Origin of the sequence: Bacillus sp. JJ722 (genome assembly GCF_036963345.1) — a bacterium.
Classification (GTDB): domain Bacteria; phylum Bacillota; class Bacilli; order Bacillales; family DSM-1321; genus Bacillus_AD.
The window spans coordinates 1-24500 of the sequence record NZ_JBALMO010000035.1 but is presented as its reverse complement, the minus strand read 5'-3'; the positions used below and the strand labels follow the sequence as shown (position 1 = coordinate 24500).

Sequence of the window (24500 nt, the reverse complement as noted above, 5' to 3'; positions counted from 1 at the left end):
AATTACATGTATCAAGATGATCTTCCGCATGATACTAATATTTATTCATTATTAAAGAAGTCTTTCAAAATGTAAAAGAATAGTTACTACAAAACAAAAGGGGAAGTTTAAATGTTTCCAATTTTAGAGACTGAAAGATTAGTACTAAGAGAAATAACAAATAAAGATGTAGAAGCTGTCTTTTCGTGTTTTTCAAATGAGAACGTTACACGTTATTATGGGCAAGAACCATTACAAAATATTAAACAAGCGGAGAAATTAGTTGACCTTTTTTCGCAAAACTATAATGAACAAAAAGGAATACGTTGGGGGATTGAAAGAAAGGAAACAAAAGGGATAATTGGTACAATTGGCTTTAATGGTTGGTCTCCTAAACATAAAAGAGCTGAGCTAGGTTACGAAATCCATCCTGATTATTGGAGAAAAGGATATACTTCAGAAGCCGTTGCAGAAATTATTACTTATGGTTTAAAAGTTATGGAATTAAATCGAATTGGAGCTGTTGTATTTATTGACAATGAAGCTTCGAATAATTTACTAATAAAATTTGGTTTTCAAAAAGAGGGCGTTTTAAGGAAGTATATGTTTCAAAATGGTAAAGCACATGATACAAATGTCTACTCATTCATTAAAGAAACCGATTGATAACTATTTTAAAATCAGAGTTGAAACAATGAAATATGTTTGTGAAAAAAGTCTAAAAAGTAGGTATTAAACAATGTCGATAAAATTAGAAACTGAACGTTTATGTATACAGCCTTTTAAAAAGGATGATGCAATTAGAATTAGAGATTTAGCAAATGACCAAGAATTAGCAAATATACTTGGTTTTCCACATCCATATGAATTAGAAATGGCAAAAGATTGGATTGCCACTCAACCAGAACTAATTAACAATGGTATAGAATATCCTTTAGCAGTAGTATGTAAGGAATCAGAGGAAATAGTCGGCACAATTACATTAAGAGTTGATAAAAACAATAATAAAGGTGAACTTGGTTATTGGATAGGTAAAGACTATTGGGGAAAAGGTTATGCTTCAGAAGCTGTTAGAAGAATAATAAGGTTTGGTTTTGCTGAGCTAAATTTGAATAAAATTTGGGCATCTGCAATTTCTAGGAATAAAGCCTCAATAAAAGTGCTAGAAAAAGCAAATTTACAAAAAGAAGGGACATTAAAGCAAAATAGACTATTATTAGGCAATTATGAAGATGTAGATGTATATGGACTTTTAAAAGTTGAATATAAAAATTAACTCAGATTCTAATAAAGAATATCGTTTTCGTCTTCTGTAATTTGTACTTTTATTAAAGACCACGACGAACTCTAAACCATAAATCCATTTAGAGTTCGTCGCTATTTTTATTCAAGGAATAATCTTTGAAAATTACTATGCTTTATGCCTCAGCCATAACCTGTTAAAAAACCGAGAATCACAGCTGTTTTCGTTTTTTTACTAGCGATTGAAAAATAAATTGATTAGAAAATGATTACTTTTCTCCTTGTTGTTTCTCTAACGGAGCTGGATCTATACTTTGGTCATTAGCCGTTAAGTCAATTCCATAGTCTTTTGCGAATACCATGTGCGTTTCTGCTAAAACACCTTCCGTATTTTCATCAAGATTAAATACTCTAGCACCTCGCAATCTATTTCTTTGATCACCAGAAAGACCGTATGTACCGAATCCTGTATTGCCAGCATAACCTAACAAGATACCATAATAATTACCACAATATGTATTGATATGGTCATGACCACAGAAAACGCCTTTCACATCTCCGCGTGCCAACATAGCTGAAAACAGACCACTATTGATAGGTCCCATACATTCTTCTTCATTTCTTTCACCAACGATCTGATGCTTGTTTACAGCAGTAGCATGGTTGGCTTCAGTTCTTTGGTCGACACTGGCGTACCACATAAATCGATGCTCCCAAAGAGGAATATGAACAAAAACTAGCGAAGGGATTTTCTTTCCATACTTCAGCTCTAATTTCTTGGATGTGTCATAATACCAATTGACTTGATCAAAACGAAGCCAATCCCAATTAGGATAGCCATTGAAGTCTTGACCCGCAATAGTTTTTGGTGCATATCTACCACTATCCAACAACCAAATGTTAAATGCGGGTTTATTACCTTTTGAATTTTTAATAAGCAGATTCATGTTACCAGTACCAGTTATGCCCTTTTCACCTATGCTATTTTCATTAAATCGATAGGACCTATAAAAAGCAAGCATTTCTTCTTCATCGATACCACTTTTCGGTGTAGAATCTTCATCATGGTTTCCAAAGGTAACGGCCCATTTGATGCCCCGTTTTTCCATAGGAAGCGCGACATTATTCATGGCTTGTTTCATTTCCAAAGGGGTATCACAGCCGACAGTAATATTGTCTCCATTTAATACAACAAAATCTGGCTTCTCTTCGTCCAATACTTTTTCCATAAGCTGAATAGTTCGTCGATCAATACGCTCATCATCTTGTGTATCATTAAACTGAACAATCTTGAATTTGCCATCTTGATTAAATTGAAGCTTACTTTCTTCTGCCTTTTGTTCAGCATAAACCGTTTCCCCAAACAATTCTCCTGAAATATCCACAGTTCCAAGTGTTAAAGCAAGAGTACTCATTCCACCGATTTTAATAAAACTACGTCTGTCTAACTCTTTGTTAGAATCTTGATTACTCATAAAATCACTCCCAATTAGTTAATAGACTAGTAAATAGCATACAAACCAAAGAGAACATAGAGAGAGAGGTTTATTAAGAATTTGGTTTGCAACAATCTATTCGTTACTCTTTTATCGTAAAGTACAAACATTAATAGACTATTACTCTTAGGTGAAATATATGTAAAGAACGCCACGAATTTACTTATATAAGATGCACCTGCAAATGTACAAAAAGAATAAAATAAAGAATTGGAAAAAACTTTATCAATTGAAGTAAATGTAGGAGAGGAATACAGAATATTAAGTTATCAAAAGGCCGAAATTTCTCTAACTATTTGGTACAGGAAGGAAAACAATTATTGAAAAAAACAATTAGTTTTTCGACTGTTGCAACACCTCCTGAACTAAATTATCCAGAAGGAGAATTATTTTATTGTATTGAGCGTCTTTATTATTTAGATGATGCACCATATATACATTTTAAGCATTATGTTCCTAAGAAAATTTCACTTCCACCAGATCCACAGGTCTATGATCAGTCACTATATGAGGTATTGGGGAAGGTAGGGGTTGTATTTAGCCGTTTTAGAGATGAGTTCGCAGTCGATGTTCCAAGCGAAAGAGTGGCTAACTTATTAAGTGTTGAACAGGTTCCTCTCCTCAAGAGAATTAGGTATTCGTATGATATTAATGATGAACTTATTGAATATTCCATTGCCCTATATAACACACCTAAACAGAATTATGTAGTGAACTTTAATGTATAAGGGATTTTCTACAAAAATACTGAAATCGATGGAGATCCACTTTTTTCAACATGAGTAACTTCTGTAATACTTGTTTAACAACTTGAAACTATGGCATTTCTATATAAATTTTAAAACTAATACTATAATACGGACTGCAAAGAGTAAGTAAAGCTCAACTAAGCAAGAACCGTATCACAAGTAAGTTTGGTTTTACATATTTAAAAAACAGTCTAACTATAGTTAGGCTCAGCTTGTAGAGAAAGATACTCTTTTTCTACAAGCTTTTTTGTGTTTGCATTTTTTGGTTATTTATTCTAAGCTTTCCGTACTAAAAAGTGTATAAAGAAATAGGATTTTAACCAAGCAAATAAATGTAAAAAAGGAATAGTTCTATTAAATCCCAATAACACCCATTATGTAGAATGGTTTGAGCATGATACAGAATATTATCATTGAGTTTATTATGATAAATTTAAAAACATTTAAACGAGAATAACCGCCTATGCTTTGGACTGTAGGCGGTTTCCTTATTTCAAGATCGGTTTTAATTTATATATGGCTTTGAATAATCCTTTTAGAACTTAACCTATCCATATAATGGTTAATTCGATCCGTAAAAGGGAGATGTAATCATCTGTTTACGTAACAACTAATTGAACAGAGTATAAAAGTAATGATGTAAAAAGTATTAAAGATGGCCATGAAAATGGCTGAAAGATGAATAGTGAGTAGAGAAAAGGTTATACCTGTTTTTTAATTTTTAAAAAAATGGGCAAAAGAAATTACAGTGCCTTCTTCTACGACATCTACATCTATCAAAGCTAGATGATTCACATCTACGGCGTCTACGACGTCTACGACGTCTACAACGGCTTTCAAAGCTAGATGATTCGCATCTACGGCGTCTACGGCGTCTATCACAGCTTGATGATTCGAAATCACATCTTCGAGACATAAACAACACAACCTTTCTTTAGTATAGTTTAAGGTATGTTGATTTAATGAAGATGTATAGTGTTTTAACCATAGATAAATTGAAATGTGCTCGTGTCCTATGACATCATGCAGCTCTCCATTTTGATACCAACGCATCCATGTTTTGGTTTGTGTATTGTTTCGGATGTTCAATTTCACCTTCACTTCTTTAACAGGAATCCCCGCTAACCGCAATTCGAATATCTTCACTTCTAGTGGATCACTCACTCTTGTTCCCATAGAAAAAAACATCTTACATTGAATAGGGTATTTATTTAAAACCTGTTTTTCAACGAAAGGTGTTTTTATGTGTCTCAATTTTTTGGGTCCGTGCCTTTAATACCCAGTTAGGTGTTTTAGAATAGTTGTGGAAAAAAAGTGAATCAAAAGGCGTGAAAATGAGTGAGTAGTGCATGGCTTTATTTGGAATGGGGGAAACTAGGGAGTGGAGGAATATGAGGTGAAGGGTGTTTTTGAGTAGAAGATTAATTTCATTGAAAGCATGACATCGGAATTAGATAGGAATAATACTAGGCCGTAGCTATTTCCACTCATGTGACAGCGGTCAGAAATTAAGAATAGCAGCTCAAAAGGAAAGTGGGGCAAGACAAGCGAATGAAAGTGTTTGGATGGAATTTAATTCTATATAGCATCATTATTGGAGGGGTTACAGGTCTTCTGACATGGAGTTTTTTAGCTGTTCTTTCTTTGACGACTCACTTTTTATGGGTTGATTTACCGGATGTGATTAATGTTAACAATTGGACAATAATCGTGTGTTTTGTTGGAGGAATTTTGGTAGGTTTATGTCAAAAGTACTTTGGTAATTACCCACGTAAAATGGATGAGGTACTTGCAGAATTCAAGGCAACCAAAAGAATAGATTACAGTTCAGGATATAAGAACGCAATTACTGCAATTTGTGTTCTTTCTTTTGGAGCTAGTCTTGGTCCTGAGGCGGCTCTAACTGGCATTGTAGGAGGTCTTGCCACATGGGCAGGAGATGTGATTAAATCATTTGTTAAGAAAAAAACGGCTATTAATGAACATGAAGGTATCATGATAGAGTATAGTGTTGAGGCTACAATTGGGATGATTTTTAGGGCACCACTATACGGAATTTCTTCATTTTTTGAAGATCGAAATGATCCAAGACGTATAAAGTTGATAAAGACGGTTGTATATACATTAACAACAGCTGCAGGTTTTTCTGTATTTATATTATTATCCAAAATAGATAACAGAAGTTTTTCTATAGCAGATTTTGGTTCAGCTACACTAGGAAAAAATGAATTAATAGCTATAATCCCACTTATACTTCTAGGAGTGTTGCTTGCAAAATTATATGAGTTTTTTGGATACATTCTTCCTAAAGTGCTCAAACCACTGGACAATTATAAAGTAATTAAAGCTGTTATTGGTGGATTAGTATTAGGATTAATTGGAACGGTTCTTCCTCATACTTTATTTTCGGGAGAACATGAACTAATAGAATTAGTTACAGAGTGGACCGATATGTCTATTTATTTATTATTGGCACTAGGTATTATAAAGTTATTCTTAACCGAATTTTGTTTAGCTACTGGTTGGCGAGGAGGACATATTTTTCCAATTATTTTCGCAGGGGTAAGCATAGGCTATGGAATTGCTATGTTATTTCAAATTGATCCAGTAACATCCATTACCATTTTGTTACTACGTCACTTTCAAGTGCAATACTCAAAAAGCCAATTGCAGTTATACTACTTTTTATTATGATATTCCCAATACAACTAATAATATTAATGCTTTTAGCAGCATATTTGCCAATATATCTATTAAAGGTGAAACGGAAGATAACTCAAGACGGTACTCATTCGTAACAACGATTTATCAATATGTTAAAATCAATTCCGATTGAAGATGAAGTATAACGTTGATATCAAGAAATTATCTATATGGTGATCCCATAGAGTTAGGCCGAGTTATTTTTCATAGAGGTAAGGAGGAATCATAATGTTTGGATTTAGAAAACTGGAAGAGCAAACAGAGTATGAAGAAACTATTGGTGTAGTTATACACATAACACCAGCTGTAATTTATCTATTTATCTCAGAAGATGGAGAATTGCCATCCAATGTGAATAGTTCTAGCATATCTATGAGGGATATGGAAGGGAGATATATGGAGATTGGTGGTAGCTATATTACATTGCAGCTTGATAGTCTTAATGACATTGATAAAATGATAAAAGACTATGGATTAGATACTACTAATCTACCTGTCATAAGAAGGTTTGTAGAGCAGGATTCACGTAAACGCGTAGAGAAGCTAATGAGCATCAACATTTACAAATTAGGGCAGGGGAAAGGTTTTTTATATTCACATTTATCATTGGTTTAGTTGTTGGATTTTAAAAACCAAAATTAATCACGATGAAAAACGCTTGGGATTTTTCCAAGCGTTTTTTGTATATTTGGTTATTTCCAATAGCCCATGCGGCTTGAAATTTCATTGGCGGCACTGATTACTTTTTTGGAATACCCTTGGACTTTATGTGGTTGAATCCGCTGCTTTGGACCAACGATAGCGAGTGATGCGATGATTTTTCCTTCGTAATTGAAGATGGGTGCAGCAATGGAATTAACGCCTACATTAAATTCTTCAAAGCTGCATGCATAGCCATTTTTTCGGATTTGTTCTAGATGATTGATGAGTTGTAGTGGGTCTGTAATGGTGTTTTTGGTGAATTTTTGAAGCCCTTTTTCTATTACTTCATCCATAACTTTTGGGTTGGAATAGGCAAGTAGTGTTTTTCCTGAACTCGTACTGTAAGGGGGATTTCGCTTCCCTATATGCGTTAATACTTTGACTGGATGATTGCATTCCACTTTATGCAAATAGATGACATCATTGTTGTCTAGTACAGAAATATGAGCTGTTTCACCTAGTTCTTGAACAAGTTTATTCAAAATAGGTTGTGACTCTCGATAAATATCCATTTGACTATTGACGATGCCGCCTAATGAAAGAAGGGAGAGTCCTAATCGATATTTTTTGGATTCCGGATCTTTATATACAAACCCTTCACTAGCTAAAGTAGCCATCGTTCTACTCACGGTACTTTTATTAAGACCGAGTGATTGAGCGAGATCATTAACCTTCTTTTCAGGTTCGTCCATCGAGAAACTTCGTAAGATTAGCAAAGCATTTTTAACAGATGAAAGGTGATTCGCCTGCGAATTTTTCAATCTCTTTCTCCTCCTTTTAGGTAATAAGCGTTTAATTTGTATTTCGATATGGACAACATAGTTGCTTTATAAAAGACAATATAGCAAATAAAAATCTGGAATAGAAGCAATGTTTCGAATATTTAACAGTTTTTTTGAAGAAAATAGTCAGCATTATCAATGTTTATAAGGGTTTGAATAAAATTTCAAAATATTTATTGTTGTTTCATATAGCGCAACTACTCTGTTGTTAGTTGTAAAAGAAAGGTATAACATTCAATTATCGGAAAAATTAAAAAATGGAGGTTGGTTTATATGCAAACTAATACGAAAACGCGTGCAATTAATTGTCTTCACTTCATTAATGGACAGTATGTGGAATCACAGAATAACCGAACGTTTGAAAATATTAACCCTGCAACTGAAGAAGTATTAGGAACGGTTGCGGAAGGTGGTAAAGAAGAGGTCGATTTTGCAGTAGCAGCTGCCCGAAGAGCATTAAATGGACCATGGAAACATACAACGGTAGAAGAACGCTCTAAGATTTTACGAAGAATCGGTGATTTAATCCTTGAAAGACAGGAAGAACTTGCTCATTTAGAATCGCTTGATACTGGTAAGCCATTCTCTTTAGCGAATAGCGTGGATATCCCACGAGCTGCGTATAACTTCCATTTCTTTGCGGACTATATTACATCCGTTCACACAGATGCGAACCAACAAGGTGATGTAGCACTTCATTATTCGTACCGTCGTCCAGTTGGTGTAGTAGGGCTAATCAAGCCGTGGAATTTACCACTGTTACTACTAACATGGAAGTTAGCGCCTTGTCTTGGAATGGGCAATACAGCCGTTATTAAACCGGCTGAATGGACACCAATGACAGCCACTGTATTAATGGAAATATGCAAAGAAGCTGGTGTGCCAGATGGTGTTGTCAATCTTATTCATGGTTTTGGCCCGAATTCAGCAGGCGGTGCGATTTCTGAGCATCCGGAAATTGATGCGATTTCCTTTATCGGTGAGCCTAGTACAGGTACAGCTATTATGAAATCTGCTTCTGACTCGCTGAAAAAGCTGTCGTTTGAGCTCGGTGGGAAAAATCCCAATATTATTTTTGCTGATGCGGAGATTGAAGAAGTTATTGAAACTACGGTTAAATCAAGCTTTATTAATCAAGGGGAAGTTTGCTTGTGCGGATCTCGTATCTATGTGGAGCGTCCACTGTATGAGGAGTTTGTATCAAAATTTGCAGACCGAGTAAGAGAACTGAGGGTTGGTCATCCATTAGATCAAGATACGAATATTGGAGCATTAGTGAGTAAAGAGCATTATGATCGCGTTTTGAGCTATGTTGAAAGTGCCAAAGAAGATGGTGGAACTATTGTAATAGGCGGAAAACGTCCGGCTGGGTTGGAGAAAGGATACTATTTAGAGCCAACCATCATTACGGATTTAGATCGAAACGCTCGTTGTATTAAAGAAGAAATTTTCGGACCAGTTGTAACAGTTACACCGTTTGATAGGGAAGAAGAAGTGATTACGCAGGCGAATGATACGCATTATGGATTGAGTGCGACAGTCTGGACAAGTAATTTGAAACGTGCACATCGTGTCGCTCATCAAATTGAAGCTGGGATTATTTGGGTGAACACATGGTTCCTACGTGATTTAAAAACGCCGTTTGGTGGCATGAAAAAAAGCGGAGTGGGACGAACAGGCGGCATGCATAGCATTGATTTTTACTCCGAGTTATCGAATATAACAATCAAATTGTAGGGGAGGAGGTCAAGTGATGAATCTAACAATATATGCAAAACGTTTGGCTGAAGCTGAATCTAAAGGGATAGGAATTCGAGCATTGACAGAAGAAAACGAACAATTTTCGATTAGAGATGCTTATCAAGTTCAACTAGAAAATATTCAGAAGAAATTGGATGTAGGGGATCGAGTAGTCGGGAAGAAAATCGGTTTAACATCTTTAGCGATGCAAAAATTGTTGGGGGTAAACGAACCGGATTATGGTCATTTGTTAGCTAGTATGGTGGTTGAAAATGGCGGTCTTATTGACAATGAAAAAGTGTTGCAGCCAAAGGTCGAGGGAGAAATTGCTTTTATATTAAAAAAAGAATTAAGAGGTCCGAATGTAACAGCTCTTGATGTAATACAAGCAACGGATTATATTTTGCCAGCGTTGGAAATCGTTGATAGTCGTATTCAAGATTGGGATATTCAATTAGCGGATACGGTGGCGGATAATGCTTCATCAGGCTTTTATGTGTTAGGTGGAAAACCGGTCAGGTTAGAAGATGTGAATATAGAATTAATCGGTATGGTTTTTTTGAAAAATGGTGAAATCGCGAATACAGGTGTAGGTGCTGCGGCACTTGGCAATCCCGTTCATTGTGTAGCGTGGTTAGCTAATAAACTAGCAGAATATGATATTCCGTTACGAGCAGGTGAAGTCATTTTATCAGGCGCTTTATCAGCGGCTGTTGAAGCAAATTCTGGAGACTTGTTCACGGCACGATTTGCTCACCTTGGCGAAGTTAGCGTCCGTTTTTAACCAATAGAATAAGAGGCCTTCAGGTCATAAGGTCTCTTGTTTGTTTAATAGTGTGTGAATAGAAGAGTTGTCGGAAGAAGGAGAGGAAACGATGAGTAAAGTAAAAGTAGCTGTTCTTGGTTCAGGAAATATCGGAACGGATTTAATATTGAAGCTTCATCGCTCCGAGTTGTTGGAATTAACGGTTGTTATTGGGATTGATCCAGATTCAGACGGCTTGAAGAGAGCAAGAGAAATGGGCTATCAAACGATTGATAGCGGAATAGAAGGATTCTTGGAGCAATCTGAATTAGCGGATATAGTCTTTGATGCTACATCTGCTAAAGCTCATATTCAGCATGCGAAATTGTTAAAAGAAGCGGGAAAACAAGTGTTAGATTTAACGCCAGCTGCTGTAGGACCAGTTGTTGTGCCACCCGTCAACATACATGAGCATTTAGAAGCCGACAATATCAATTTAATTACGTGTGGAGGGCAAGCGACGATTCCGATTATTCATGCTATCTCACAAGTCCAACCTGTAGAATATGCTGAAATTGTCGCTACGATTTCTTCAAAAAGTGCTGGTCCAGGAACAAGAGCTAATATAGATGAATTTACGCGAACAACGTCGCATGGTATTGAGAAGGTAGGAGGGGCGAAGAAAGGGAAGGCTATTATTATTCTAAATCCTGCGGATCCGCCGATTATTATGAGAGATACGGTACATGTGTTGTTAGAAGGTGAACAGGTGGATGAAAAGGCTATAACAGCATCTATTAAGCGAAGAGAACATGAAGTGCAATCTTACGTACCTGGATATCGACTTAGACAAGAACCAATCTTTGATGGAAATAAAGTAACCGTTTTTATTGAAGTAGAAGGCGCGGGGGATTACTTGCCTAAGTATTCCGGTAATTTGGATATTATGACGGCAGCTGCTGTGAAAGTAGCCGAAGAATGGGCAAAGCAGAAGTTGAAACTAATCACTGTGTAAGAAAGGGGAAGGTGTACGTTGGATAGAACGAGAGATATTCTAGTCACAGAAGTAGCATTACGTGATGGTAGCCATGCCGTTAGACATCAATATACGGTAGATCAAGTGACGAAGATAGCGAAAGGGCTTGATGAGGCAAATATTCCTTATATTGAAGTCTCACATGGGGACGGTTTAGGTGGCTCCTCTTTACAGTATGGACTTTCTCGAACGAATGAAATGGAATTAATTGAAGCGGCTGCAGCATCTGTTAAGAAGGCAAAGATTTCGGTCTTATTAATACCAGGAATCGGTACGAAACCGGAGCTTAAGGAAGCAGCTCGCTTAGGAGCCAAAATGGCTCGTATTGCTACACATGTTACGGAAGCAGATGTAGCTCCTCAGCATATAGCATTAGCAAAGGAATTAGGAATGGAAACAGTAGGTTTTTTGATGATGTCCCATATGGCACCAACAGCGAAGCTTGTTGAACAGGCTCTATTAATGGAGAAGTATGGCGCTGATACTGTGTATGTAGTAGATTCTGCCGGCGCGTTGTTACCAGATGAAGTAAGCGAAAAAATACACGCTTTAAAAAATAATTTGTCGGTACAAATCGGTTTCCATGGTCATAATAACTTATCTTTAGCCATGGGGAATACTCTTGCTGCCATTCAAGCTGGAGCGACACGAATTGACGGCAGTATTCGTTGCTTAGGGGCAGGTGCAGGAAATACCCAAACGGAGGTATTAGCAGCCGTTTTAGATAAGCTTGGTATCACAACAGGCATTGATTTTTATAAGCTAATGGACATTGCGGAAAATATCGTCGCTCCTATTTTAGAGAAGCCTCAAGAAATTACGAAAGATAGTCTCATCCTTGGTTATGCGGGTGTGTATTCAAGCTTTTTACTACATGCTCAAAAAGCAGCAGAGAAATTTGAAATTGATTCTCGCGATATTTTAGTGAAACTAGGTCAGCTAAAAGTGGTAGGTGGGCAAGAAGACATGATTTTTGATATAGCAGCTGAAATTGCGAAATCAAAGACGAGCGTGGGTGTATAAGGGAGGAATAAAAATGATTACTGAAGAAAGTAAGCGAATTGCCAACTATTTAGTAGATGCAGAAATCGAAAAAAAAGAAGTTCTGAAAGTGACGGCTCAAATGAAACCGGATTTAACCGTTGAAGATGCTTATCGGATTCAAGAAGAGATAGTAAACATGAAATTGGCTGAAGGTAAGCGGATAATTGGCCCAAAGATGGGACTGACAAGTCAGGCAAAAATGCAGCAAATGAATGTGAATGAACCCATTTATGGATATGTGTTTGATTATATGCTGGTGGATAATGGGGGAGAGCTTGTGTTTGATGACCTTATTCATCCGAAAGTGGAAGCAGAGCTTGCTTTTGTTATAGGCGAAGATATTGAAGGACCAGGTATTACTGGTGCTCAAGTTTTAGCAAAGACAGAGTATGTGTTACCAGCACTTGAAATTATCGATAGCCGATATGAAAACTTTAACTTTACCCTTCCTGATGTGATCGCTGATAATGCGTCCACATCGAGAGTGGTATTTGGTACTGCATTGAAGAAGCCAGATGCATTCGATTTAGATTTAGTAGGTGCGGCTCTTTCTATTAATGGCGTGATCAAAGATTTAGGAGCAGGAGCAGCTGTTCTTGGACATCCAGCGAATGCTATAGCGATGCTTGCCAACATGCTTGCGAGAAAAGGTGGCAAGGTGAAAAAAGGCGATGTGATTTTGACAGGGGCACTTACAGGTGCTGTTATGCTTGCTAAAGGTGATGTAGTGACGGGAAGATTTGATGGCTTAGGAGAAGTGAACTTTACAGTAAGTTCGTAAAGGCAATTCTATGTAAAAATCCAATCTTGAGTAAGAAAGTAGGAAGTACTATGCCAATTATAAACGTGCAAATCATGGAAGGAAGACCAAAAGAAAAAGTTAAAGACTTAATTCAGAGTCTCACAAATGCGGCAGCTGAAACATTAGATGCGCCGAAAGAAAGCATTCGTGTACTAGTTACGGAACTACCCAAAACACATTGGGGAGTAGCAGGTAAACCTAAATCTGAAAAGTAAGTATAGCTTATATACTTAGTAGGATGAGAGATATGAATAATGGAAATGGGTTGTCCAATAAGTCCTATTTGCTAGCTTTGTTTGATCAATGGGAAAGTAATTCTTACGATTTTTAAGAAGATACATGGGATTTCATCTAGACAGAAAGCGCCAAATGTTGGCATTCTTGCATAACAGCCGGGTTTATATATTTCACGTAACCTACTTCGGAGGGCTAACAAAGCGTAAATGGGCGTTCGAAAAGTGATTAAAAATCACTTTTCGGATAGCCCCTTTCATTGTCCTTTTTAATGATTCTAAATGGTTGTTAATTGTGGTTTCATCAAGTGATTCTAATATTTAGCTAATATTTAGCTTCTTCAACGGTTACATACGGATCTTGATTTCTCAAAGTTCCCTTAAAACTTCTTAAATAGAGTAAAATCTTAAAAATAACAAAATATTCAATTTATGATATTATTACAACTAAAATCTAGACTTTTCTAATTGTAACAACAAAGAACAATGATAAAAAAGAAGTCGGAAGGAAGGTTATAGTGGATAATGAACAACTATTAACATTTATTACCGTTTATGAATTTAATAATTATTCACGCGCAGCCGATCATTTGAATTTAACACAACCAGCAGTCACGGCAAGAATACAAAAATTAGAAATAGAATTAAGTTGTAAATTATTTAATCGAAATGGAAAAAAAATACTCTTAACAGAAGAAGGTAAAGCTTTACTTCCGTATGCTCGGAAAATACTTGATTATATGAATGAAGCTAAACAAACCATTGACATTATGAAAATACCAAACTTAAAAATTGGAGTACCCCCTGCTATCTCTGCTTCTATTGTCTTACAGGTTTTATCATTGCTACGAGAAAAAAATGATTGTTCGTTTGATCTTGTTGAAGCAGTGGATTCTGTTGAAATTTCTAAAATGACCGAGGAAGGATTAATTGATATAGGCCTAGTTAGAGATGTTATCTCATTCACAAATCTAGAATTTAAATATCTTTATCATGAAAAGCTTATTTTTATTGTTAGCAAAGAACATCCGTTAGCAACAAAATCGGAAATTTATAAAGAAGATTTAATAGGTCAAACAATGATCTGTTATAAAAGACAAACATCAATATGGAAAAAAATTGATGAAGTGCTTGTAGGAGTAGATAATTTGCAACGTATTGAAGTTGGAGGATTTGAGATGCTTAAATCAATGCTTAAAAATAACTGGGGATTTAGCATCATTCCAGAACTAGCTTTAGATAATACTGGAATTAATACAAACAAAGATTTTTGTATTATCCCCTTTGCTGAAGTTAAAAATCTTACTTTTAATATTACTGGAATCTACAAGAAAGACTCACTGAAATCAGAAAATCTTCTCTTATTTCTACATTTTTTTGAAAAGTACTTTAAAGAATGTAAAACTATTTGAATGTATCAATTTAATAATCCTTTCGTAAATAAATAAGTAATTAGTATAGGAAAATCAAATTCTTTTTATCTATATTTGCTTATCGTATGTATTCCACATTTCGTTGGTTGATTCAGCTATTCGATGTTGACCTCTAGTATAAATAAAATCTTGAATTAAGACGCTGAATAGAAGATTATTTCAATTAGAATTTCATGGAATTAAGACTTATAATTATAATAACCTCACGATTATTTATAATTTTCAAACTATTCTTATTTCCGCAAGAGTCATACAGAATAAAGAATAAAGAAGAGTAATAGCTGGAATTTGTATGCGGTTACATAATAACTGAAGGATGTAAAAGAAAATATCAAAGAGGCGAAACGGAATATAATTACTTAATTAATCAATAATCTATAAACGTATTAGAAGAGGAGAGATCTTAACAATGACGAATCAAGTGCAAAAACGTCTTTTGGAAGGGAAAATTGCCATAGTAACAGGTTCTTCACGTGGAATCGGGAAAGCCATTGCTTTGGGTCTAGCTAAAGAAGGGGCCAGTGTATTAGTTACTGGGACGAACGAAGACCGTACGAAAGATGCTGTAAAAGAAATTGTACATGAAACTGGTCAAGAATGTGATTACTATATTGGTGACCTTTCAAAAGAAGAAAATGCAATTGAAATGGTTGAACAAGTTATTAAGAAATGGGATAAGATCGATATTCTCGTAAATAATGCAGGTGGTGGTGTTATCCTACCGTTCCTTGAGCAAACTTCTGAAACGCTTAAAAGAACAATTGATAATAATTTATGGACTTGTCTATGGTCATGTCATAAAGTATTGCCATATATGGTGAAACAAAATTATGGAAGAATTATTAATATTGGTGCGGATTCTGTTCGTAATGGGCTATGGGACCATGCAGCCTATAACGCGGCTAAAGGCGGTGTCCATGCAATCGTTTCAGGGTTAGGAAGAGAATTTGCCAAAAATAATATAACCGCTAATACTATTGCTCCTCCAGCAGTAGAAGGAGAATTACTAGATGATATAAGAAAGAGAGACATGAAATTAGTTGATAGATATATTGATATTATTCCAAAAGGTAGGGGTGCTTATCCAGAAGAAGTCGCTGATGCAGTTGTTTTCCTAGCTTCCGATAAAGCTACCTTTATTAATGGGCAAGTGATTAGTGTTAATGGGGGAAGTACGATGCAATAAGAAATTTATCCCGCATTAACGGGCTATACAACTCCCATTTCAAAATTTGAGAAAACACGAAGAAGTTTAGTTGGGAGATTAACAGCCCGTAAAAACCCAATTGGTTCAACTAACAATCACTGGGGGATGAAGCCCCCTGCTGATTGAAGTTTCACTCTATTTGGTTAATGTGAGGTTTCCGTAGTAAAGGGCTATTAGTCACATACTAACGGGTGAAAACCATATAAAACTTTTCTAGGAGGAAAATCAATGAGCAAATATGTTCTAGAGGATCAACTGAAGTGTTCATTTAAAGTGAATCGAAAAGCTTTTATTGATCAGGAAATTTTAGAAACTGAACGAGAAGCCATTTTTAGTAAATGCTGGTTATATATTGGACACGAATCAGAATTACCGAATAACGGGGATTTTCATAGAAGAAAAGTAGGTGGGCGCAACTTATTATTTACTCGAAGTAATGATGGGAAAATAAGAGCATTCTATAATAGTTGCCCACATCGCGGTGCTTTAGTTTGTCGTGAAGGGAAAGGAAACACTAGAGTATTCCGTTGTTTTTACCATGCTTGGAGCTTTAATAATCAGGGTGAATTAGTTGGAATGCCAGATAAAGATGGCTTCCTAAAAGATCATAATTGTGATGGTACTAAAAACCTTACGACAGTAAAACGACTTGAAAGTTATCGTGATTTTGTATTTGTTAATTTTGATGAAAATGCTATTTCTCTAGAAGAATACTTAGGAAATGCAAAAGAATACCTTGATCTAGTTGCCGATCAATCAGAAGTAGGAATGGAAGTTTTGCATGATCCTCAAGAATACAGCGTGCGCGCTAATTGGAAATTGCTAGGGGAAAACAGTGTCGATCTTTATCATGGAGTACCAACACATAAGACCTATTTTGATATTGTCGCTACTCGTGGTGGAAAAATGGAGAAAGATAGTCTTATTGGTGAGGGCCGCGATTTAGGTAATGGTCATGCTGTTATGGAATATAAATCTTCTTGGGGAAGACCAGTGGGTAAATGGATTGAAGGGTATGGTGAAGAAGGAAAGCAAGTGATCGATGCAATCAATGCAAGATTGGTTGAAAGATTTGGTGAGGAAAGAGCAGAAAGGATTTCTAAGAAAAATCGAAATATTTGGATTTTTCCGAATCTAATTATTAACGATATTATGGCGATTACAATTAGAACATTTTATCCAATTGAGCCAGGTTACTTGGAAGTTACAGGTTATGCTTTAGCTCCTAAAGGAGAGAGTGAAGCATTTAGAACAGTACGAAATGATAGCTTCTTAGAATTTTTAGGACCGGGTGGTTTTGCGACGCCTGATGACAATGAAGCTCTTGAACTTTGTCAAGAAGGTTTCTTAAATACTAAAGAAGTAGAATGGAATGATATTTCGAAAGGAATGAATAGAGAAGTACCTCAAGCAACTGATGAAGCCCAAATGCGTGCCTTTTGGCGGGAATGGAATGAACGTATTACGTATGCGGAAGCTCAAAAAGAAGAGGGAAGGAGGGTTAAAGTATGAACATAACACGACAAGAAATCGAGGATTTTTTATATCAAGAGGCAGATCTTCTTGATGAATGGAAATTAAAAGAGTGGGCAGCGTTATTTTCAAGCAGTGGATTTTATATCATACCGCCAATCGGAAATCCTTATGCTGATTCGAACAAATCGCTTTTTTTAGCTTATGATAATCGTGATCGTTTAGAGCAAAGGGCTTTAAGATTATTGAAAAAAGAGGCTCATGTTGAATATCCACATTCAACAACCCTCCATAACGTGAATAATGTACGAATCGTTACTCAAGAAGATGATGTCGTGACTGTAAAATGCAATTTCTCCACTTATCGTACAAAGCGTGAAATGCTCGATTGTTACGTTGGGGTCTTAGAATACAAATTGGTAAAAGAAAACGGTGAATTAAAAATTCAACAAAAGAAAGTAATTCTTAAACTAGATAGTCTTCGTCCTCATGGAAAAGTAAGCATTATTTTGTAAGTTATAAAGAGAGCATCATGGTTGAAAAGAGTTTTTAGGCTTTTGATAAATGAGGCAATAAAGCTATGATTTACATTCTGATAATCCGGAAAATAGGAGGTACTAAAATGATTCGCTATAAAAAATTGGGTTATGTTGTCTTTAACGTTACGAAACTTGAAAAATCAATGGAGTTTTACGAAAAAATAGCTGGAATGAATTTAGTCGAGCATGATAATGAAACCGCATACTTAAGATGCAGTAGAGACCATCACAATTTGATTCTTGAAGAAAGTTTTGAAGCAGGGTTAAAAAGAGTTGCTTTTGAACTTGAATCTGCTAATCAATTTGATATAGCATTCCAACAATTAACGGAAAAAGGTTTAAATCCTGTAGAATTAAGTGCAAAAGAAACACAAAGCCTGGCACAAGGAAGAACAATGCGATTTAAAGATCCAGTTTTGGGTGTCACTTATGAAATGTATATTGAAATGATGCAGCTTGGAACTCCTTATATTCCTAATGATACTCAAATTGAAAGATTAGGGCATGTCGTATTTGAAACAAATAAATTTGATGAATTATTGGATTTCTTTGTGAATACATTGGATTTCGCGGTATCAGATTTCTCAGGGAGAGAGGTAGGCTGGGCATGGTTAAGAGCATTCCCTAACCCTTTACATCATTCCATCGGCATAACAAAAGGCGCAGATAATAAAATGAATCATTTAGCTTATAATGTGGTTGATGTTGATGATGTTGGTAAGCAATTAGTTAAATTGAATAATAATAATGTACCTGTTTTATTTGGACCTGGAAGACATCATCCATCAGGAAGTATCTTCTTATACTTTGCTGACCCAGACGGTTTGTCAATTGAATATAGTCACGGTATGGAAGAATTTCCAGAAGAAGGAGCAAGAGAGCCTCGTCGATTAGAACCGAGTAAGGAAACCCTTGATGAATGGGGAGGTACTCCTGGACCGGATTTTGGAAAAAATGGCAAATTGATTGTCGACTACGATATGTCAGTTAGCAAATAGTTAACAGAAGATACACTACAATGAGCAACTATTGAGGAGTGGAAATTTTGATGAAAGAAAAGCCTTTTCGAGTAGACTTCCATACACATATTATACCAGAAGATTTTCCTGATATGGCGGCTAAATACGGTGATGATCGCTTTCCGACATTAAAGCATACTTGTGATTGCGGGGCTGAAATATTTCGGAATGGAAAGTCGTTCCGTAAAATAAGCGACAATACTTGGGATCCTAAAAAGCGAATTGAAGAGATGGATAAAGAAGGGGTTGACGTTCAAGTCTTATCACCAATTCCTGTAACGTTTACTTATTGGTCAGATCCAGAAATTTGCTTAGAGCTGTCTAAAGTACAAAATGATTTTATTGCTTCGGTTATAGCAGAATACCCTAATCGATTTATCGGCTTAGGAACCGTTCCTTTACAAGATAGTGATTTAGCGATTGCGGAGATGGAAAGGGCAATTAAAGAATTAGGTCTAAAGGGGATTGAAATTGGTAGTAATGTGAATGGCCAAAATCTAGATGATCCTAACATACTAAAATTTTTTGAAGCAGCTGCAAAAATGGATGTACCAATTTTTGTTCATCCTTGGGCTACTGTTGGGCAAGAAAGAATGCCGAAACATAATTTTATGTATACGGTTGGAATGCCATCAGAAACAGCGTTGGCAGCAGGTAGCTTAATCTTTAGCGGCATTCTGGATAAGTTCCCTAATTTAAAAGTGTGCTTTGCCCATGGTGGCGGATCTTTACCTTATCTATTGCCTAGGATGGATAAAGCATGGGAAGTTTGGCCTCACATTCGCACAACTGAAAAACCACCAAGCTCTTATGCGAAGAAATTCTACTATGATACTCTCGTTTACGATCCTAAAAATCTACAATTTATGCTTGATAAATTTGGTGCGGAGCATATTATCGCTGGTTCCGACTATCCATTCTTACTGCGTGAGGCTCCAGTAGGTAAAGTAGTAGAAGAATTGGAAACGATTACGGATGAAGAGTTAAAACAAATGCTTGGAGAAAATGCAATAAAGTTTCTTGGTTTAAATATATCGAGTTTTAAAAAGGAAGCCGTTAAGTAATCAACTATAAAAAAGGTAATAGAGTAGGAGGAGGCGCTTAGCCTCCTCTCTCTTTATGGATTATACGGTATTAATTTACTAAAAAGGTAGGACATGATAGCGATATAAATACATCCATTAACTTTTTACAAATGCAGACCCATATTGATGAACCCAACGCATAATCGTTCTATTAACAATCGTCAGTCCTCGCTCCTCGATCATTCTCACTAAATCACCAAAAACTCAAGAAGTGGATATTCAGGTATTGTATATAAATATTAACCGTATTTAAGGGGGAGTTATATGCCATTAATAATAGTTGCTCTAGGTGTTATTCTATTAATTGTATTAATTACAGCATTTAAGTTAAACGCATTCATTTCATTAATTATTGTTTCTTTTGTCGTAGCTTTGGCTCTCGGAATGCCTTTAGAAAATGTTGTTGCATCCGTAGAAGCTGGATTAGGCGGTACGCTTGGACATATTGCTTTAATCTTGGGCTTTGGAGCCATGCTTGGTCGATTAATTGCTGATGCAGGTGGCGCTTATCGTATTTCTATGACTCTAATTAATAAATTTGGTGAGAAAAAAGTTCAATGGGCTGTAATCACAGCTTCCTTTATTGTTGGAATCGCATTGTTCTGGGACGTAGCCTTTATGTTATTAATTCCAATTATCTATACAATGTCAAAGGAATTAAAAATATCCATTACGTCTTTAGGTCTTTCTATGGCAGCTGCATTAGTTGTCACACATAGCTTTTTGCCACCGCATCCGGGCCCAACAATTATTTCTGGTGAATATGGTGCAGATATTGCGATGGTGTTAGTCTATGGGATTATTGTTGCCATACCAACCGTTATTATCGCCGGTCTTTGGTTTCCTAAGTTAGCGAAAAAATGGATTCCTAGTGCATATACGAAAGAAGGTAATGCGGAATCTTTAGGGGAACAAAAACAATTTATATTGGAAGAAACACCTGGCTTTGGTGTCAGTGTATTAACAGCCATGTTTCCTGTTTTATTAATGTCGGTAACAGCGTTTTTGGATATTATTCAAAAAACCGTCGGATTTGATGATAATATCATTATTGAAATTCTTCGTTTTATCGGTAACCCTTCAGCAGCCATGTTATTCTCATTAATGTTAGCGGTATATACAATGGGGATTGCTAGAGAGATTCCAATGACGGATTTAATGGCCTCTGCAGGTGCATCTATTAATGCCATCGGTATGTTAATTTTAATTACTGGAGGTGGCGGAGCATTCAAGCAAGTAATTATTGATGGGGGTGTTGGAAATTATATTGCTGAAATCTTTGCAGATTCATCAATTTCACCTCTTTTACTTGCATGGATCGTCGCAGCGATTTTACGTATCTGCTTAGGTTCAGGAACCGTTGCTGCCTTATCAACAGCAGGGTTAGTTATTCCGTTATTAAGTGGGTATCCTGATGTAAACTTAGCATTAGTCGTACTTGCAACTGGTTGTGGGACAGCCTTTGCTTCACACGTGAATGACCCAGGTTTTTGGATGGTGAAAGAATTTTTCGGATTAAGCTTAAAAGAAACCTTTGCAACTTATACCTTGCTTTCTTCTCTTGCTTCTATAGTCGGAATCGCACTTGTTCTATTGATAAATACATCCCTACTTCTAGCAGGAGCAGTCATTGTTGCTATCGTGATAGTAGCCATCGCTTTCAGCATGTTTAAAGGAACTAAAGATAAAAACAAAAATATTGAGAGTTTAGGAGCATAAACATTGGATATTTTGATTCCATTCAAATCTAGGTTGAAGTATTTCTGACCTAGAATTTCTGTCTTTCAATCTGAGATTGTATTTGTTGTAAGTGTATTAAAGATAGAAAGCAACAAAATAGTAAGTAATCTTCCCATCCTAATTGACCTTGTAATCGGTTGGTTAGGATTTGTTATTTTATTCCGGAATGAAATAAATGAGGTTTCCATTCTAGTAGGTATCAATTAACTTTATATACATTAAAATAGTAACAATAGAAAAAAGAGGTTTCGGATTTTCTGTTAAGGGGACAGAAATAATCAAACAGAGCCATTTTTTATAAAAAAAGATTCACAATTCTTGTTAATATGAATCGTAAAACGTTAAAATGTACTTTGGACCTGAAATTTTGTTATAAAAAGAGTGTTGGAATAAGATTTTTATTATTCCTTATAACAACATAGAAAAAGGTGATTGTAATGAAAAATCCAAAAAATCTATTGGATGAACAAGAATGTAACAATGTGATAACAAAGATGATTATGAAAAGATTTGAAAACTCCTCTTATAGTGCATTAACTAGAATGATTCAAGAAATAGAACAAATAGCTGACATATTGAAATGGGATAAAGACCTTATTACAAATATTGATCCACTCCTATTTATATACAATGAAGTTCATTTTGCCTGTAATAATTCCATTTCTAGCTATACAATACAAACAAGCGATAGCCTTTATATTATCCGGAATTATCCGAAAGATTTATTAAGTAGGTTAGTAGTTTTATATTTATGCGAAAACATGGAAAATATCAGAAAATCTACAGTAAATGACTTTACACATGCCCAAATGAAGTAAAAAAACACGATTTTTAGCAAGTTTTTGTGTGTACATAGTAGCTTTGAAAGTGATTATCTTCACAAGTATATTTTTAATTGCTTTACACTAATGCATTTGTTTATCCTACATTGAAACCTTCTTAAACTTATTATCGTAATCTTAGAGAATACAAATAAGAAAGGATTAGCTTATGAATTTTTCACTCCTATTCATTTCATTAATTGCTATTTCTATTCCGGGAATATGGGTAATGAGTATAGCGGATCAGAGATTGCAAAATCAAATGGAAACTGAGAAAACCCCGATGTGGTTAAGTATCATTGTTCATTCCTCTTTAGTGTTAATATTTACAGCTATTGGTTCGGCATTAATTGTTAGAGTGACTGAAGGAGAAATATTCCTTTTAAAAGAATGGAAACAAGCTGTTGTTGTAGGTATTGGCTGCTCTGTAATTCACATAATCGTTTATTATGGTATCTTCAAACGTATTATACATAGTGAAACCTTTTTCAAAATTGAACGGTTCCGTAACAGTGTAGGTATTAGTGCAAGGCTACTATATGCAAGTATCATAGAAGAAATTATATTTCGATTTGGAATAATGACGCTAATGATTTGGGTATTTCAATTTTTTGTGAATGATCAAGAAATAATAGTATGGACTGCAATTGTGATTTCAAGCTTATTATTCACACTGGCTCACTTTATAGGTATCTCGGAATTTGGTAAATCAAAAACAGCAGTCTATTCTTATGCTATTGTGGGGAATATGTGGGTTGGTGTTTTGTGTGGTTGGCAGTATTGGACGAATGGCATTTTTGCAGCAATTATTGTTCATATGCTGTTTCATTTACTACTTTATCCAATTGAGAAGTATCATTTGAATAAATATGTTTCTGGTTAGATTTAAACCATTTAAAATGTTGAATAAATTTTATTTTCCTGCTAGTATCAAATTGACTAAGTATAAGGAGGAGTACTGTAATGAAAAAAAGAAGTATGAAGTCTTTATCTAAAGGTATAGGGTACTCCACTGCAGTATTTTTTGTTTTAGCTAATCAAGGGAGAGGTCTGTCTAATTTTACATTTAAACGACTGAGACTTAATTAGCTTACATTAAGTAATGGAATTAAAACTCCATAGGTCGTTTCCTATGGTGTGGATAGATAATTATTTAAAAACCATAGGTAATCCTATGGTTTTTTATTTTTCAAATGAGTTTACACAGGAGGAAAAAAATGAATCAATTACATTTAGTAAAATATCAAGAGAATGATTTTGAAGCTTATTTCAGCCTTGTATCGAATGAAAAAGTTATGGAAATGATTACGGAACGAGCTATCCCGCTTGAGGAGGCACAATTAAATTTCCGGAAATTGTTAGAACGCAATAGAAAATATGAACACTTTGGTTCTTATAAAATTTACGATATAACAACAAATGAGTATATTGGTTTTGGTCATTTAACTTTGAATGAAGATACGGACGAAGAAGCTGAAATTGGTTACATGATTTTGCCTAAATATTGGGGAATGAGATTTGGAAGTGCGATTGCAAAAACATTAGTTGAAAAGGCTAAGCACTTAAAACTTAAGAGAATAAAGGCTATTATTGATCCAAATAATGTTCCTTCTCGAAAAATCTTAATTAACCAAGGTTTTATCTCGGAAGAAGTTTGTAAAATTGATGGATTGCCAGGAGAAATACTAAGTAAAAATCTATTATAAATTGGTAGTTAGACAACAGATATCACAGTTTGATGACAATATTCTGTTGTCTATTTTTTTTGATTTTGAATAAGGGTAAATCATTAGATAATATGATAATTTAAAAATCGCCTTATATTGAAACATGCTTTGTCTTAAACTGTTTTGGTGTAATACCGGTATATCTTTTAAAAATTTTTGTAAAATAACTTTGATCGTAAAAGTTTAAACGTGTACAAATATCT

Annotated in this window: 24 protein-coding genes and 2 pseudogenes; 21 read left to right on the top strand and 5 right to left on the bottom strand. The window is 35.4% G+C overall.

Going from position 1 to position 24500, the window contains the following annotated elements; genetic code table 11:
- The first annotated feature begins 111 nt into the window (after positions 1-111).
- Together V7014_RS05515 and V7014_RS05510 are read left to right on the top strand one after the other, a co-directional pair.
- Complete coding sequence (locus V7014_RS05515) at positions 112-645, top strand: GNAT family N-acetyltransferase (protein WP_335504983.1); 534 nt, start codon at positions 112-114, stop codon at positions 643-645.
- Positions 646-718: 73 nt separating this feature from the next.
- On the top strand, positions 719-1255 hold the full coding sequence (locus V7014_RS05510; RefSeq protein WP_335504981.1) for a GNAT family N-acetyltransferase: 537 nt from the start codon (positions 719-721) through the stop codon (positions 1253-1255).
- Between the two features lie 235 nt (positions 1256-1490).
- On the opposite strand, the gene V7014_RS05505 is transcribed toward V7014_RS05510, so the two are convergent.
- Positions 1491-2696, bottom strand: a complete 1206-nt coding sequence (locus tag V7014_RS05505; RefSeq protein WP_335504979.1) for a metallophosphoesterase family protein — start codon at positions 2694-2696, stop codon at positions 1491-1493.
- A 341-nt stretch (positions 2697-3037) separates the two neighbouring features.
- On the opposite strand from V7014_RS05505, the gene V7014_RS05500 reads away from it, so the two are divergent.
- Positions 3038-3445, top strand: a complete 408-nt coding sequence (locus V7014_RS05500) for a GntR family transcriptional regulator (RefSeq protein WP_335504977.1) — start codon at positions 3038-3040, stop codon at positions 3443-3445.
- Positions 3446-4180: 735 nt separating this feature from the next.
- Here the strand turns inward: V7014_RS05500 and V7014_RS27195 are convergent.
- Positions 4181-4642 carry a hypothetical protein gene (locus V7014_RS27195; RefSeq protein WP_438824872.1) on the bottom strand — a complete coding sequence of 154 codons (462 nt, stop codon included), beginning with the start codon at positions 4640-4642 and terminating at the stop codon, positions 4181-4183.
- A gap of 375 nt (positions 4643-5017) precedes the next feature.
- On the opposite strand from V7014_RS27195, the pseudogene V7014_RS05490 reads away from it, so the two are divergent.
- Positions 5018-6264 (top strand): annotated as a pseudogene (locus V7014_RS05490) (chloride channel protein).
- Positions 6265-6397: 133 nt separating this feature from the next.
- The gene (locus V7014_RS05485) at positions 6398-6784 is read left to right on the top strand and encodes a hypothetical protein (protein WP_335504976.1); all 387 of its coding nucleotides are present in this window, start codon (positions 6398-6400) and stop codon (positions 6782-6784) included.
- A gap of 77 nt (positions 6785-6861) precedes the next feature.
- Here V7014_RS05485 and V7014_RS05480 read toward each other — a convergent pair whose 3' ends face one another.
- Entirely contained in the window at positions 6862-7632 is a 771-nt protein-coding gene (locus tag V7014_RS05480) for an IclR family transcriptional regulator (protein WP_335504974.1), read from the bottom strand.
- A 294-nt stretch (positions 7633-7926) separates the two neighbouring features.
- On the opposite strand from V7014_RS05480, the gene V7014_RS05475 reads away from it, so the two are divergent.
- From V7014_RS05475 to V7014_RS05420, 12 genes are all read left to right on the top strand, one after another.
- A complete protein-coding gene (locus V7014_RS05475; RefSeq protein ID WP_335504972.1) occupies positions 7927-9390 on the top strand; it encodes an aldehyde dehydrogenase in 1464 nt (487 codons plus the stop codon).
- Positions 9391-9406: 16 nt separating this feature from the next.
- Positions 9407-10177: a 2-keto-4-pentenoate hydratase gene (locus tag V7014_RS05470; protein WP_335504969.1), complete on the top strand. Its 771-nt coding sequence runs from the start codon at positions 9407-9409 to the stop codon at positions 10175-10177.
- Positions 10178-10268: 91 nt separating this feature from the next.
- A complete protein-coding gene (locus tag V7014_RS05465) occupies positions 10269-11153 on the top strand; it encodes an acetaldehyde dehydrogenase (acetylating) (protein ID WP_335504968.1) in 885 nt (294 codons plus the stop codon).
- 18 nt (positions 11154-11171) lie between these two features.
- Positions 11172-12197, top strand: coding sequence for a 4-hydroxy-2-oxovalerate aldolase (gene dmpG / locus V7014_RS05460; RefSeq protein ID WP_335504965.1), 1026 nt, complete (start codon positions 11172-11174; stop codon positions 12195-12197).
- A 13-nt stretch (positions 12198-12210) separates the two neighbouring features.
- Entirely contained in the window at positions 12211-12999 is a 789-nt protein-coding gene (locus tag V7014_RS05455) for a 2-keto-4-pentenoate hydratase (protein WP_335504963.1), read from the top strand.
- Positions 13000-13025: 26 nt separating this feature from the next.
- Positions 13026-13235: a 4-oxalocrotonate tautomerase gene (locus V7014_RS05450; protein WP_335504961.1), complete on the top strand. Its 210-nt coding sequence runs from the start codon at positions 13026-13028 to the stop codon at positions 13233-13235.
- A 536-nt stretch (positions 13236-13771) separates the two neighbouring features.
- Positions 13772-14665, top strand: coding sequence for a LysR family transcriptional regulator (locus V7014_RS05445; protein WP_335504960.1), 894 nt, complete (start codon positions 13772-13774; stop codon positions 14663-14665).
- Between the two features lie 430 nt (positions 14666-15095).
- Positions 15096-15872 (top strand): SDR family NAD(P)-dependent oxidoreductase, encoded by a 777-nt coding sequence (locus V7014_RS05440; protein WP_335504958.1) that lies wholly within the window; start codon positions 15096-15098, stop codon positions 15870-15872.
- Positions 15873-16121: 249 nt separating this feature from the next.
- Positions 16122-17405, top strand: coding sequence for an aromatic ring-hydroxylating oxygenase subunit alpha (locus tag V7014_RS05435; RefSeq protein WP_335504956.1), 1284 nt, complete (start codon positions 16122-16124; stop codon positions 17403-17405).
- Positions 17402-17881 carry an aromatic-ring-hydroxylating dioxygenase subunit beta gene (locus V7014_RS05430; RefSeq protein WP_335504954.1) on the top strand — a complete coding sequence of 160 codons (480 nt, stop codon included), beginning with the start codon at positions 17402-17404 and terminating at the stop codon, positions 17879-17881. Before V7014_RS05435 ends, V7014_RS05430 begins: the two co-directional genes overlap by 4 nt.
- Positions 17882-17988: 107 nt before the next feature.
- Positions 17989-18903, top strand: coding sequence for a VOC family protein (locus V7014_RS05425; protein WP_335504952.1), 915 nt, complete (start codon positions 17989-17991; stop codon positions 18901-18903).
- Between the two features lie 50 nt (positions 18904-18953).
- The gene (locus V7014_RS05420) at positions 18954-19988 is read left to right on the top strand and encodes an amidohydrolase family protein (RefSeq protein WP_335504987.1); all 1035 of its coding nucleotides are present in this window, start codon (positions 18954-18956) and stop codon (positions 19986-19988) included.
- Positions 19989-20126: 138 nt separating this feature from the next.
- Here V7014_RS05420 and V7014_RS05415 read toward each other — a convergent pair.
- Positions 20127-20210: pseudogene (locus tag V7014_RS05415) on the bottom strand (IS6 family transposase); the annotation flags it as partial.
- A 63-nt stretch (positions 20211-20273) separates the two neighbouring features.
- Here V7014_RS05415 and V7014_RS05410 point away from each other — a divergent pair.
- The 4 genes from V7014_RS05410 to V7014_RS05395 all read left to right on the top strand — a co-directional run bounded on the left by V7014_RS05410 (position 20274) and on the right by V7014_RS05395 (position 24276).
- Entirely contained in the window at positions 20274-21728 is a 1455-nt protein-coding gene (locus tag V7014_RS05410) for a gluconate:H+ symporter (protein ID WP_335504951.1), read from the top strand.
- A 458-nt stretch (positions 21729-22186) separates the two neighbouring features.
- The gene (locus V7014_RS05405; RefSeq protein ID WP_335504949.1) at positions 22187-22567 is read left to right on the top strand and encodes a hypothetical protein; all 381 of its coding nucleotides are present in this window, start codon (positions 22187-22189) and stop codon (positions 22565-22567) included.
- A gap of 172 nt (positions 22568-22739) precedes the next feature.
- Positions 22740-23453: a CPBP family intramembrane glutamic endopeptidase gene (locus V7014_RS05400; protein WP_335504947.1), complete on the top strand. Its 714-nt coding sequence runs from the start codon at positions 22740-22742 to the stop codon at positions 23451-23453.
- Positions 23454-23787: 334 nt separating this feature from the next.
- Positions 23788-24276 (top strand): GNAT family N-acetyltransferase, encoded by a 489-nt coding sequence (locus tag V7014_RS05395; protein WP_335504945.1) that lies wholly within the window; start codon positions 23788-23790, stop codon positions 24274-24276.
- 112 nt (positions 24277-24388) lie between these two features.
- On the opposite strand, the gene V7014_RS05390 is transcribed toward V7014_RS05395, so the two are convergent.
- On the bottom strand, positions 24389-24500 hold a 112-nt coding region (locus V7014_RS05390; protein ID WP_335504985.1), incomplete at its 5' end, for a helix-turn-helix domain-containing protein.